We start from the raw sequence: 12,641 nt of genomic DNA, 5'->3' as shown, positions 1-12,641 counted from the left end.
AGCAACTCGGCTGGCCGCTGTCACCCTTTCCAGAAATTTTGGCTCCCCTGTCGGGACGCGGCGCCCCAGTCCGTCCTTGGATCAAAGATTTCCATGAACCGAACGCAGCGCTGAAGCGACCCACGCTCAGGCAGGGAACTATTGGCTGAACGACCATGAAAACGGCATCCAGACTTCTGCAGATCCTCGCGCTCAGCGCCTGCTTCACCGCGCAGGTCCATGGCGCTTTCTCGATGCCGGGTGTTCGGCAGGCATTGCGGACAATGGCTGGCCCGAGCGGCCAGATCCTGTCACCGATCAACGCTACCCTCGAGACGATGAGGTCTGCCTGAAGCAGAGCTTTGTTTGGCGCAACTCCCGAGGGAAAAAGCTACGCGCTTTTCCTGGAATTGCTCAGGCCGCCAATCCACCCGCCTGTGTCTTCAAAAACGCCTCGCCGCAGGCCTTCGCCAGATTGCGCACGCGCAGGATGTAGCTCTGCCGCTCGGTAACCGAGATCACGCCGCGAGCATCGAGCAGGTTGAAGACATGGCTGGCCTTGATGCACTGGTCATAGGCCGGAAAGACCATCTTGTGCATCGGCAGATTGTCGTTCGACGCCGGCGCGCCGGCCTCGAGCAGCGCCTTGCACTCGGCCTCGGCGTCTTCGAAATGCCTGAGCAGCATCGCCGTGTTGGCGTATTCGAAATTGTGGCGCGAATATTCCTGCTCGGCCTGCAGGAAGACATCGCCATAGGTCACCTTGTCGGCGCCTTCGCGGCCGTTGAAGTTGAGGTCGTAGACATTGTCGACGCCCTGCACATACATGGCGAGCCGCTCCAGCCCGTAGGTCAGTTCGCCCGCCACCGGCGCGCATTCGATGCCGCAGACCTGCTGGAAATAGGTGAACTGCGAGACTTCCATGCCGTCGCACCAGCATTCCCAGCCAAGCCCCCAGGCGCCGAGCGTCGGGCTTTCCCAGTCGTCCTCGACGAAGCGGATGTCATGCAGCAGCGGATCGACGCCGATCGCCGCCAGCGAGCCGAGATAGAGCTCCTGCAGGTTCGGCGGATTCGGCTTCAGGATCACCTGGTACTGGTAATAATGCTGCAGCCGGTTCGGGTTCTCGCCATAGCGGCCATCCTTGGGGCGGCGCGAGGGCTGGACATAGGCGGCGTTCCAGCGCTTCGGCCCGAGCGCGCGCAGCGTCGTTGCCGGATGAAACGTGCCGGCGCCGACCTCCATGTCGTAGGGCTGCAGGATGACGCAACCATAAGCCGCCCAGTAATTGTGCAAGGTCAGGATCAGCCCCTGGAACGAGCGGCTGGGGTGCATATGGGCAGGGATTTCAATCGTCACGGGTGGCCTCGACATCAAAGGCTGGAGCCTGTCCTCGAGCATGATCTTTTCCGAAAACCGGTATCCACTTTTCGGGATCGTGCTCTTGCCGGCCCGTCCTAGAGACACGGCGGCGAAGCGTCAAGCAAGGGGCGCGCCGGATGCGAGCCGCCGTGAGTATGCCGGGCGGTGTTGAAGACTTTGCCGGGGACTGGCCCATTGCCGGGCTCGGGAGCCTGCGGTCTGTTTCGTCCCTACAGCCCAAATCAACGACCACAGGTCCAGCCATGCCCAGCTCCATCATCGTCCGCCCGGTCACGCGACAGGACTACGAGCAATGGCTGCCTCTCTGGGACGGCTACAACGCATTTTATGGCCGCGCCGGCGAGACGGCGCTGGCAAGCGAGATCACCGCGATGACGTGGTCGCGCTTCTTCGACGCCTATGAACCGGTCCATGCGCTAGTGGCTGAAAGCCAGGGACAGCTCCTCGGCCTCGTGCACTATCTGTTCCACCGCAGCACGACGGCGATCGCACCGAACTGCTATCTGCAGGATCTTTTCACCACGCAGGCTTCGCGTGGCAAAGGCATCGCCCGGGCGCTGATCGAAGGCGTCTATGAGCGCGCGCAGGCCGCCGGCTCCGGACGGGTGTATTGGCTGACGCACGAAACCAATCAGACCGCGATGAGACTCTATGACAAGGTCGGCGAACGCTCCGGTTTCGTCGTCTACCGGAAGCTGTTTTGAGGGCTGCGCGCCTCCAAACGAAAACGGGGCTCCCAAAGAAGCCCCGTTCGCATTCAAAAGTAGCCGATCTCACCCCTTCGGGACAGGCACCGGCTCGGGCTTGACCTTGGGCGTTTCCTGCGCCGTGTTGGATTCGATCGGCGGCAGGCCCTTCATCAGCTTCTGCTGCAAGGTGGCCAGCACGTCGGGATCGGGCTTCAGGTCACGCGCCTGATTCCACTGGAAGGTGGCTTCCAGCTTGCGGCCGACGCGCCAGTAGGCGTCGCCGAGATGGTCGTTGAGAACCGGATCTTCGGGCTTCAGCGATACGGCGCGTTCCATCTCGCGCACCGCGTCATCGAAGCGGCCGAGGCGGAAATAGGCCCAGCCCAGCGAATCCACGATGTAACCGTCGCTCGGCCTGAGGTCGACGGCCTTCTGGATCATCGCCAGGCCTTCCTTGAGGTTGGTGTTCATGTCGACCCAGGAATAGCCGAGATAGTTCAGCACCTGCGGCTGGTCCGGCTGCAGTTCCAGCGCCTTGCGGAAATTCGGTTCGGCCTTAGGCCATTCCTTCAGCCGCTCGTAGGCGATGCCACGCTGGTAGAAGATGTTCCAGTTGGCAGCGGTCGGCGTCTTCAGCGCCTCGACGGCCTTGTCGTAGAGGTTGGCGGCCGAGCGGAAATCGTCCTTGGAGGAATAGACCCCGCCAAGCGCCAGATAGGCGCGCATGTCGTTGGGATGAGCCTCGACGAAGGCCTTCAGATGGGTGATCGCCTCGTCATGGCGGTCGAGATCGGCAAGGTTGAGGCCAAGCTGCAGGTCAGAAAGCTCCTTCAGCGGCGAAGAATCGGGAATCCGCCGATAGAGCGCGATGGCGCCCTCGCCGTCCTTCAGCTGCTCGGCGACGGCGGCGAGTTGCACGAGAGCCGCGTCGCTGTCGGGCCGCAGGGCGAGCGCATATTGCAGGTAAAGGCGAACGAACGGCTCGCCGCCGCCCCGGTTGAGCGCGGTGGCGAGGTCGAGCAGGATTTCGGAAGCACCGTCGGACGGACCGGACACGAAGGGCGCGATCTTGTCGCCCTTGCTGATCCTGTCGCGCAAGGCGACGATTTCGAGCTTACCCGGCGAAAACGCCTCGGCCTGGTCGAGCACCGAGATCGCCTTGGCCTTGTCGCCCTTGCGGGCCAGGAACGAGGCATAGGCCTGCGCGTTGCGCATCCAGGTTTCGGGCGCGGCTCCGCCGGCGGCGGTATCCTGCATCGTCGCGGCGTAGATCGCCTCGGCCTTTTCGGGCATGTTGGAGGCATCGGCGACCAGGGCGCGGTGGAAGGATTTGAACAGGCCGAACCAGTCCGGGCCCTGAAGCTTGTCGATCGAAGCCATCGCGTCGCCGGCTTGGCCAGCACCCTGTTCGGCCCAGCCGGACATCACGCCGGAAATCAGCCGGTCAAGGTCGGACTCAAGTGACAGCTTCAGCCAGTACTGGGCCTTGGTGAAATCCTTCTTGTGGAACGAATCAACGGCCAGCGCCAGGCGCGAGAAGCGCTCGACATCGGGCACTTCCTTGAGCTTGTCGGCATAGACCAGGGATTCGTCGAAACGACCTTGCGCGATCAGCGACAGCATCAGGCTCTGCTGCAGGCCGGTGTCGCTCGGATCGAAGGCCAGGGCCTGCTTGTAGTAGGCGATGGCGCTGTCGAGGTCGTTGTCGCCTTCGGCGATCCGGGCTGCCAGATAGGCGCCCGAGAACGACGAGATCTTGACCGGTTCGGTGGATTGCTTGGCATAGGCCGGCAAAGCCGAAATCGCCATGCCCGTCACAATTGCCAGCCTTGTCAGCCAGCGCGCACGTCCTTGCTGCATCGTATCCCTTTCAGCCAGGCGCCATCTCCGCTTCAGCGGGATCGACGTAGACTCGATCTTTCCGGGCAAAGCATGGCCTTTTTGGGGTCGCGCTTCAATCCGCCTGAAATTCACAATCGGGTCAGCCGATTAACAAACCATGGCTGGAGGAGATTTTCGGCCGTGGAAAAGCCGGCGTCAAGGTCAGCGCTGCACGACGGATCGCTGCACTTTCGTCTCGGGAAAGCCGCCGGCCGCAATCGCGCCGCACAGCTCGTTCCATTCGCAACCGCCGCAAGCCTTGCGCACGCCACCAATCGAGAACGCCTGTCGCAGCCGCGCCAGGATTGCCGCGTCGAGATCGAGGCGGACGCCGGGCTCGATTGGTCGGGCCAGAAGATCCCCGACATCGCGTGCGGCAAGCCGGTCCCGCTCGATGACGCTCTCGTTGCGGCAATGCGGGTCCGGCCCTTCGAGCAAAGGCGCGCAGACATCATCCGGGCCGGAAACAAGGAGGATGTCCTCGCCCCGGCTCAGGCGCTCCGCGATCGCGTCATAATTGACGGTGAAGGCGGGGCTGTATCCCTTGCCCACATAGGTGAGCAGGCAAAGGAGATGATGGGCGCGCAGCCTGATCGTCACGGATTGGCCGGCTTCGCCTTGCCACGGGGGAGCGCCATGAGTGTCGCGGCACCAAGCGCCGACTTCAGCAAGCCGCCGACAATGAACGGCAGGAAGCCGAAGGTAATGGCCTTCTCAGTGCCGATCATGACGGCGAGCCATGCCGTGCCGAGCACCAGGCAGGCAAGATTGCCGAGCAGCATGGCGGCGAAGGCAAGCACCACCCTGTTGCCGTTCCAGCCGCGTTCGGCCAGCCAGCCGACAAGCGCGCCGGTGATCGGGAAAGCGAAGAGATAGCCACCGGTCGGCCCGACGAAATGCGCGACGCCGGCAGCGCCCCCGGCCAGCACCGGAAAGCCGGCAGCACCCTCGACCAGCCATGCCGCGATGGTGACCGCGCCAAGCCGCCAGCCATAGAGCGCGCCGATCAGCGTCACCGCGAAGGTCTGCATGGTCACGGGAACCGGCACCATCGGCACTTCGATGCAGGAGGACAGCGCCAGGAACAGCGTGCCGAGCACCACGGCTCCGACCTGCCAGGCGAGCGAGCGGTCTTGAAGCCGGAGCGGGCTGAAGGACGGCTTGCTGGACGTGAATGCGATGTCTGTCATGAGGGTCCCTTCGGTCGATTTGAAATTATAGATAATTTCTGTTTTCGATCTATTATCGAATCCACATTTCTCGCAACATAGCAAGCCTTCCCACGACAAAGAGCGTCTGAACTGCGTCGCGATGCGCTTCAGGTCATTGCTTTATGGATGGCGCCCCAAATTGAGGGCCACTTTTGGGTGAGGGGCATCAACCCACGATCGCGAAGGCTTCGCGCGTCGCGCCGGACGCCGTCCTGACCGGCTTGCGGCCGATCCATTGGACATGCCGCCCCAGCGTCGCCGCGGCCGATTCGGTGTTCCCCTGCCGCAAAGCGGTCAGGATCGCCCTATGGTCCTGGTCGGTGCGCGCCTCCCACTCCGAGCGCCATGCCGCGAACAGGAAGCGGGCGCTGGCGGCATGCAGATCGTCGATGGTGGCGAGCAGGCGCGGCATGCCGCATGGCGCCAGGATCAGCCGGTGAAAGGCGCGGTTGGCTTCCTCCCAGGATCGGACATCGCGCGATTTGTCGCCAGCCTTGGTCGCCTCCTCGGCAAGATCGAGAATAGCCGACGTCAGATGCGGCGCGGCGTGGCGCAGCGCCAGCACTTCGAGCGCGGCCCGCATTTCGGCGACCTCCTTGACCTCGCCGAGATCAAAAGCCGCGACGCGCACGCCACGGCGCGGTTCGCTGACCGCCAGGCCTTGCGCCTCCAGACGGCGGAAGGCCTCGCGCACCGGAACATGACTTGTGTTGAATTCCTCGGCGACATGATCCTGGCGCAGCCGCGCTCCAGGCTCGATCGCGCCCGAGATGATGCGGTCCGCCAGCGCCTTGCTGATGCGCACCGCGATGGTGTCGTCCGTGCCCTTTGCCATGTTTTATAGATAATTTGCCGTAAGGCCGCTTGTCGAGACGATGAGGCCGTGTTCGCCATCGTTCTCCCCAGTACAAAGCGACGGGAAATTCGGAGAAAAGACGGCCTTCTCAGTTCACCCGGCTGATGCAGAAATCGATGACGTCGATCAGCGCCGATTTCTGTGGCGTTTCTTCCAGCGGCGCCAGCGCGTCGCGGGCGATCTCGCCGAAATGGCGGGCGCGGCCGATCGTGTCGGCGATGGCGCCGTGACGGGTCATCAGGCCGATCGCCTTTTCCAGGCCCGCGTCGTCGACGACATTGTCCTCGATGGCGCGCTTCCAGAAGGTGCGCTCGGCCTTGGTGCCGCGCCGGTAGGCGAGGATGACCGGCAAGGTCACCTTGCCCTCGCGGAAATCGTCGCCGACATTCTTGCCCAGGTCCTTGCTGGTGCCGCCATAATCCAGCGCATCGTCGATGAGTTGGAAGGCAAGCCCGAGATTCATGCCGTAGGAGCGTAGTGCTGCGCGATCATTGCGGGTCGCCTGGGCGATGACCGGTCCAACTTCGGCGGCAGCCGAAAACAGTGCGGCTGTCTTGGCCTTGATGACCGCGAAATGCTCGTCCTCGGTGGTTTCAAGGTTCTTGGCGGCGGCGAGTTGCATGACCTCGCCCTCGGCGATGATCGAGGCGGCGCTCGACAGGATGTCGAGCGCTTCGAGCGAGCCGACATCGACCATCATGCGGAAGGCCTGGCCAAGCAGGAAATCGCCGACCAGCACGCTTGCCTGGTTGCCCCAGATCATGCGGGCGGTCTTCTTGCCACGGCGCATGCCGCTCTCGTCGACGACGTCGTCGTGCAGCAAAGTCGCGGTATGCATGAACTCGACTGAGGTGGCCAGCTTGACATGGCCTTCGCCGGCATAGCCGAACATCTGCGCGGCGGCGAGCGTCAGCATCGGCCTGAGCCGCTTGCCGCCCGACGAGATCAGATGGTTGGCGACCTCCGGAATCATCTCGACGTCGGAGCCGGCCTTGGACAGGATCAATTCGTTGACGCGTCCCATGTCGGCCGCCGTCAGATCGATCAGATCCTTGATGGAGGCGGGCTCCCGCTTCCCGTTTTCGATGTTGAGAACGACACCCACGACAATAACTCCCGTCTTGTTACAACGCGTGCGACGGCACCCTTAGTCCCGATACGGACTCTAGGGCGGCGGACACGGCCACGGCAAGTGGCGAATTGGCGCGGCGGCGGTGACAGCCTGTTAACGATCCTGGATGGAGTCGAGGCTCTGCCGCCGAATCCCCTGCCCGTTTACATCAATGGCGCAAACTGCGAGTTTCATACGATGATAGAGCTTGTCCGCACCAACGATGCCGTGATCATCTCCTTCGTCGAATCGCTGATGCGCGACGCCGGTATCGCCTGCTTTGTCGCCGATCAGAATATGAGCATTCTCGAAGGGTCGATCGGGCTTTTGCAGAAGCGCGTCATGGTCGACGCCGACCAGGCCGATGCCGCTCGTCGCATCCTCAGGGATGCCGGCATCGCCAACGAGATCCGCACAAAATAATGTCGACCGCGCCAGCCGCCCCTGCCCTTGACACCCTTGGCCCGGACACGCCGGCCCATACGGTCGATGCCTTCCATCGCGGCCGGTTCTGGCTCGTCCAGCCCAAGCATGGCGGCCACCGCGCCGGCATGGATGCGATGATGCTGGCGGCGTCCGTGCCGTCCGTCTTTGGCGGACGTCTCGCCGATTTCGGCGCCGGCGCCGGCGCTGCCGGCCTGGCGGTGCTGTCGCGCTGCCCGGCTGCCCGGGCCGTTCTGGTCGAACGCGCACCGGAAATGGCCGCCTTCGCATCGGCTACCCTTGCTCACCCCGGCAATGCGCATCTCAGCGATCGCGCATCCGTGCTCGTCGCCGACGTCACGGTTTCAGGCCAGGCCCGGGTGGCGGCAGGTCTGGCCGACAACGACTTCGACTATGTCATCATGAACCCGCCCTTCAACGCAGCCAGGGACCGCGCCACGCCTGACCGGCTGCGAAAGGAAGCCCATGTCATGCAGGACGGGCTGTTCGAAAGCTGGATCCGCAGCGCGGCAGCGGTGGTCAGGCCGCGCGGCGGGCTTGCGGTCATCGCGCGGCCCGAACAGCTCGGCGCCATTCTCGACGCGATGTCAGGTCGCTTCGGCGATGCCGAGCTGCTCACCGTGCACCCTCGCCCCGACGCAGCGGCGATCCGTATCATTGTGCGGGCAGCGCTCGGCGCGCGCGGAAAACTTGCCATCCGTCCGCCTTTGATGCTTCACGCGCAATCGGGCAATAGCCCCGACGAGCGCAGCGAAATGATTGCCAACGGTCTCGCCTCGCTGTTTGGAGATTGAGCTATTCCTCGCCGCCGCATTGCCGTTGGCCGGGAAATCCCTACATGCCTGCAACCCATCGACCGGAGACCGCGCCCTCGTGAAACGCTTTTTCAACCGCCTGCTGCCGAAATCCTGGCGCTCCACCGTCGTCACCATTCCGGTCATCCGGCTGCACGGCACGATCATGGCCGGCGGCCAGTTCCGGCAGAATCTGTCGCTGGCCTCGACAGCCGGCCTTATCGAGAAGGCATTTTCCTTCGATGCGCCGGCGGTTGCCATCTCGATCAATTCGCCTGGCGGCTCGCCGGTGCAGTCGCGCCTGATCTTCAGGCGCATCCGCGACCTGGCGGTTGAAAAGAACAAGAAGGTGCTGGTCTTCGTCGAAGATGTCGCGGCCTCGGGCGGCTACATGATCGCGGTCGCCGGCGACGAGATTTTTGCCGATCCCTCCTCCATCGTCGGCTCCATCGGTGTGGTCTCGGCCTCGTTCGGCTTTCCCGAACTGATGAAGAAGATCGGCGTCGAGCGCCGCGTCCACACCGCAGGCCAGAACAAGGCGGTGCTCGATCCGTTCAAGCCCGAGAAAAAGGAAGACGTGGAACGGCTGAAGGCGCTGCAGCTCGAGGTGCACGAAACCTTCATCGATCTGGTCAAGGAGCGGCGCGGCACGAAGCTGAAGGACGATCCGGATCTGTTCACCGGTCTGTTCTGGACCGGCAAGAAAGGCGTGGAGCTCGGCCTCGTCGATGCACTCGGCGACATGCGCACGGTGCTGAAGACCCGGTTTGGCGCGAAGACCCAGCTCAGGCTGATCACCGCGCCGCGCGGTTTCCTCGGTCGTTTCGGCCTGTTCGGCTCAAGCAAGGGCTTTTCAGCGCCCGATATTGCCGCCGCCGCCGCCAGCGGCGTCATCGATGCGGCGGAAGAGCGCGCATTGTGGGCCCGCTTCGGGCTTTGAAAACCGCGCAAAACCGTCTAGCATGAAGGCTTGAAGTCCATGCATGCCGTTTTTCCAAAACCGGACACAGTTTTGGGCGACATGCATCAACCGACCCGACCGGCCGCCTTCGCCGGCCCAGCGTGGTAGGAGTTGTGACATGCCGCAGATCATCTTCTTCGCCGTCGTTGGCGCCGCCGCCTATTTTGGCTACCGCACTTTCATCCGGGAAGCCGAGCGCGTGACGGCCAAGGTGCGGCGCACCGAAAAGCAGGCGGCCAATGGCGCGATGGGAACGCTGGTCAAGGACCCGAAGACCGGCGAATACCGGCTGGCCAAGGACTGAGCATCATCCCCTATACGACTGACGCCGTGGACACCGAGATCGGTTCGTGCATCTGGCACGCGCATGCCAAGATCAATCTGGCGCTGCACGTCACCGGCAGGCGTGCTGACGGCTACCATCTGATCGACAGTCTGGCGGTGTTCACACGCTTTGGCGACCGGGTCGAGATCGCGCTCGCCGATAACGATGATTTCACCGTGTCGGGCCGTTATGCGCCGGCGGTTCCGCTCGACGCCAGCAATCTTGTGCTAAAGGCGCGCGATGCCTTGCGACGGGAGGCTGGCCCCTCACGGACCCCGCCCATCTCCATAAAACTCGAAAAGAACCTGCCGGTTGCCTCCGGCGTCGGCGGCGGGTCGAGCGATGCGGCGGCCGTGTTGCGCGGACTGGCGCAGGCATGGGCCTTGGATCTGGACGACGCCGGCTTGGCGCGGATCGGCCTTTCGCTTGGCGCCGACGTACCGATGTGCCTGGCGGCAAAGCCACTGGTGGCGCGCGGCATCGGTGACGAGCTGTCGATGGTACCGGACTTTTCGGCGCTGGGACTGGTGCTGGTCAATCCAGGCACGCCGGTGTCGACGGCGGATGTCTTCGCGGCCCTGTCCCGCCGCGACAACGAGCCCCTGCCGCCGCTGCCGCGCAGCATCGATTTTCACAGCCTGCGCAACTGGCTGGAGATTACCCGCAACGATCTGGAGCCGGCAGCCCTTGCGCTGCAGCCCGCCATAGGCAGGGCCCTGTCATGGCTCAACAAGGCCGGGTCGGGGTTTTCACGCATGTCGGGATCGGGCGCGACATGTTTCGGCCTGTTCGAGACCGGCAATGTCGCCAAGCGCGCGGCTGCCGAGATCCGCGGCCGCCAGCCCGACTGGTTCGTCGCGGCGACGCGCAGCATGCCATCGGAGGCTGAGTGACATGGCTGGTATCAACGAGAGCCGTTCCTTCATTCCGGTGCGTATCGCGGTGCTGACGGTTTCGGACACGCGCGGCCTTGCAGACGACAAATCCGGACAGACGCTGGCCGACCGCATCACCGAGGCCGGTCACATCCTGGCCGCTCGCGACATCGTCACCGACGACCGCGACAAGATCCGCGACACGGTGCTGGCATGGTCGCGGGACAAGGCCATCGATGTCGTCATCACCACCGGCGGCACCGGCTTTACCGGGCGCGACGTGACACCGGAGGCGCTGGAGCCAATCTTCGAAAAGCGGATGGACGGCTTTTCGGAAGTGTTCCACCGCATTTCCTACGACAAGATCGGCACCTCGACGATCCAGAGCCGGGCGACCGGCGGCGTCGTCAACGCCACCTTCGTCTTCGTGCTGCCGGGCTCGCCCGGCGCCTGCAAGGATGCCTGGGATGGCATCCTCAAGGGGCAGCTCGACTACCGCCACATGCCCTGCAACTTCGTCGAGATCATGCCGCGCCTGGACGAACATCTGCGGCGCGGGAAGTCGGCTCCGTAAGAGCTGAGGGCAAAGCCCGGGTTTCACGCCGCGCTTGGAAGGCAGAACGGCGTCAGTGCCTTCGAAAAGCCATTCCAAACCGGATGCCGGAGAAAGTACCTTCTCGTGGAAGGCCGATCACGACCCAGGAAGATACGATGAACGAGCATGCCGGCGGGTGCCATTGCGGCAACATACGACTTCGATTTTCAACCAATATCGACCCCTCGCAAATCGAGGTCCGCGCCTGCCAATGTTCGTTCTGCACCAAACATGGCTCGCGCGCCGTCGCCGATCCGGACGGCAGGCTGACCGTCTTGATCAAGGACGAAGCCCAATTGCACAGATATCGGTTCGGCCTGCGTACAGCCGACTATTTGATCTGCCGGGACTGCGGTGTCTACGTCGCGGCGATCACCACCGATGACGGTGATTCAAGGGCGATCGCCATCGTCAATGCCCTGGACGACCGGTTGAAGTTCAGCCGCGAACCAGTCGCCGTGGACTATGATGCCGAGAGCAGGGAAAGCCGCATTGCCCGGCGACAGGTGCGGTGGATGCAGGTGGAGATCCGGTTCGCCTTTACCGAATAACCGGTTCGCCATGAAAGCGCCGGCGCGAGGGGCGTGAGACGCCGAAGCCGACTTCCATCATCAGCCGCGGCGTGCGCGTCGGCACGGTGCCCATGTGAAAGCCGAACGGATCCTCGACGAAGCCGAGGCCGGCTTCGCCGGTCAGCGTCACCGGGCTGTGCTCGCCATAGACGTCCAGCACCTCCTGGGCGGGATGGCCGACCAGCAGGGTCAACTGATGCTTGATGGCGCGGCGCCTGTGGCTGCCCCTGACATAGACATGCGGACCGGTGTCGGCATCGACCGGCTTGAGGTAGAAGAAGAACTTCAGCATGCGCCAGTCGTCGAGGTCGAAATGATACTTGCCGAGCGAGGCAAGGTTCTTGTCGGCGTCCGAGGCCTTGCCGGTCGGAAAGCTCCACCAGACGCGCGTCGTGATCAGTTTCGCCTGAGCGCCGAGATAGTGCGCTGCAATGTCGAGAAGCAGCGGATCGCGCTGTATAGCGAGTGCCGCCGGGCAGTCGAGGATGCGTTCGAAATAGTGTCCGCTGAGCAGAGAGCGGCCCAGGCGTTTCTCGGCCTGCGCATGGTCGCCCGGCATGAATTCGAGACGGCGGTCGAAATTGCCGAAGCAAGGCTTGCGCCCCGCGAAATCCGCGATCTCTTCATGGATCTCCGGCGGCAGGACGAGGCCTGAAAACAGCCCGTCGGAACGCAGCGCATCGACCACCGCCGCCCGCTCGACACCGGAAAACATCGTATCCCCGACATTGTCGGCAGGACGGGCGCGTTTTGCGCCCAACCAATGCATCCGACGCCCGGGCATGGTGCGCGCCAGCATGAACATCGGCAACCAGCCGGGTTTTCGCGCAGGTCCGTGAGATAGGTCGGAATGCGCACGGCAATACGCCGCAGCAGGCTGCCGTTGCGCGCAATGGCTTCGAGACTGTCAGCACCGGAATTGTCAGGGGTTGAAAGCGTCATCGGGTCCTCTTCTTTGAGGGTGG

Annotated in this window: 15 protein-coding genes and 1 pseudogene; 9 read left to right on the top strand and 7 right to left on the bottom strand. The window is 63.6% G+C overall.

Annotated features, from left to right (window positions below):
* Window positions 1-155 precede the first annotated feature (155 nt).
* Window positions 156-332 carry a hypothetical protein gene (locus CK226_RS34745; protein ID WP_179300971.1) on the top strand — a complete coding sequence of 59 codons (177 nt, stop codon included), beginning with the start codon at window positions 156-158 and terminating at the stop codon, window positions 330-332.
* 61 nt (window positions 333-393) lie between these two features.
* On the opposite strand, the gene CK226_RS05735 is transcribed toward CK226_RS34745, so the two are convergent.
* Window positions 394-1,338 carry a glycine--tRNA ligase subunit alpha gene (locus CK226_RS05735; RefSeq protein WP_038645360.1) on the bottom strand — a complete coding sequence of 315 codons (945 nt, stop codon included), beginning with the start codon at window positions 1,336-1,338 and terminating at the stop codon, window positions 394-396.
* A 266-nt stretch (window positions 1,339-1,604) separates the two neighbouring features.
* On the opposite strand from CK226_RS05735, the gene CK226_RS05730 reads away from it, so the two are divergent.
* Window positions 1,605-2,066 carry a GNAT family N-acetyltransferase gene (locus CK226_RS05730; protein WP_095771067.1) on the top strand — a complete coding sequence of 154 codons (462 nt, stop codon included), beginning with the start codon at window positions 1,605-1,607 and terminating at the stop codon, window positions 2,064-2,066.
* Between the two features lie 69 nt (window positions 2,067-2,135).
* Here CK226_RS05730 and CK226_RS05725 read toward each other — a convergent pair whose 3' ends face one another.
* The 5 genes from CK226_RS05725 to CK226_RS05705 form a co-directional block, all read right to left on the bottom strand.
* Window positions 2,136-3,911 (bottom strand): tetratricopeptide repeat protein, encoded by a 1,776-nt coding sequence (locus tag CK226_RS05725; RefSeq protein ID WP_095791291.1) that lies wholly within the window; start codon window positions 3,909-3,911, stop codon window positions 2,136-2,138.
* A 183-nt stretch (window positions 3,912-4,094) separates the two neighbouring features.
* Window positions 4,095-4,532, bottom strand: a complete 438-nt coding sequence (locus CK226_RS05720) for a DUF1284 domain-containing protein (RefSeq protein ID WP_095771069.1) — start codon at window positions 4,530-4,532, stop codon at window positions 4,095-4,097.
* A complete protein-coding gene (locus CK226_RS05715) occupies window positions 4,529-5,122 on the bottom strand; it encodes a biotin transporter BioY (RefSeq protein WP_095791290.1) in 594 nt (197 codons plus the stop codon). The genes CK226_RS05720 and CK226_RS05715 overlap by 4 nt, the downstream gene beginning before the upstream one ends.
* 187 nt (window positions 5,123-5,309) lie before the next feature.
* Window positions 5,310-5,978 carry a GntR family transcriptional regulator gene (locus CK226_RS05710; RefSeq protein WP_095771071.1) on the bottom strand — a complete coding sequence of 223 codons (669 nt, stop codon included), beginning with the start codon at window positions 5,976-5,978 and terminating at the stop codon, window positions 5,310-5,312.
* Between the two features lie 109 nt (window positions 5,979-6,087).
* Window positions 6,088-7,104: a polyprenyl synthetase family protein gene (locus CK226_RS05705; protein WP_019856937.1), complete on the bottom strand. Its 1,017-nt coding sequence runs from the start codon at window positions 7,102-7,104 to the stop codon at window positions 6,088-6,090.
* A gap of 204 nt (window positions 7,105-7,308) precedes the next feature.
* Between CK226_RS05705 and CK226_RS05700 the strand changes: the two genes are divergently transcribed.
* From CK226_RS05700 to CK226_RS05670, 7 genes are all read left to right on the top strand, one after another.
* Entirely contained in the window at window positions 7,309-7,533 is a 225-nt protein-coding gene (locus CK226_RS05700; protein WP_027041409.1) for a DUF2007 domain-containing protein, read from the top strand.
* A complete protein-coding gene (locus CK226_RS05695) occupies window positions 7,533-8,348 on the top strand; it encodes a tRNA1(Val) (adenine(37)-N6)-methyltransferase (RefSeq protein WP_095791289.1) in 816 nt (271 codons plus the stop codon). Before CK226_RS05700 ends, CK226_RS05695 begins: the two co-directional genes overlap by 1 nt.
* A 79-nt stretch (window positions 8,349-8,427) precedes the next feature.
* Complete coding sequence (locus CK226_RS05690) at window positions 8,428-9,288, top strand: S49 family peptidase (RefSeq protein WP_095771073.1); 861 nt, start codon at window positions 8,428-8,430, stop codon at window positions 9,286-9,288.
* A gap of 139 nt (window positions 9,289-9,427) precedes the next feature.
* Window positions 9,428-9,613 carry a membrane protein gene (locus tag CK226_RS05685; protein ID WP_019856933.1) on the top strand — a complete coding sequence of 62 codons (186 nt, stop codon included), beginning with the start codon at window positions 9,428-9,430 and terminating at the stop codon, window positions 9,611-9,613.
* Window positions 9,614-9,639: 26 nt separating this feature from the next.
* Window positions 9,640-10,527 carry a 4-(cytidine 5'-diphospho)-2-C-methyl-D-erythritol kinase gene (locus tag CK226_RS05680; protein WP_095791288.1) on the top strand — a complete coding sequence of 296 codons (888 nt, stop codon included), beginning with the start codon at window positions 9,640-9,642 and terminating at the stop codon, window positions 10,525-10,527.
* Between the two features lies 1 nt (window position 10,528).
* Window positions 10,529-11,083, top strand: coding sequence for a molybdenum cofactor biosynthesis protein B (moaB, locus tag CK226_RS05675; RefSeq protein WP_095791287.1), 555 nt, complete (start codon window positions 10,529-10,531; stop codon window positions 11,081-11,083).
* Between the two features lie 83 nt (window positions 11,084-11,166).
* Complete coding sequence (locus CK226_RS05670; RefSeq protein WP_142887633.1) at window positions 11,167-11,655, top strand: aldehyde-activating protein; 489 nt, start codon at window positions 11,167-11,169, stop codon at window positions 11,653-11,655.
* Here CK226_RS05670 and CK226_RS05665 read toward each other — a convergent pair.
* Window positions 11,645-12,618, bottom strand: a pseudogene (locus CK226_RS05665) (hypothetical protein). The gene CK226_RS05670 and the pseudogene CK226_RS05665 sit on opposite strands and share 11 nt — an antisense overlap.
* Between the last annotated feature and the right edge of the window lie 23 nt (window positions 12,619-12,641).

The organism is Mesorhizobium sp. WSM4311 (assembly GCF_002295115.1).
Classification (GTDB): Bacteria; Pseudomonadota; Alphaproteobacteria; order Rhizobiales; family Rhizobiaceae; genus Mesorhizobium.
This window is presented reverse-complemented; position numbering and strand designations above follow the sequence as displayed.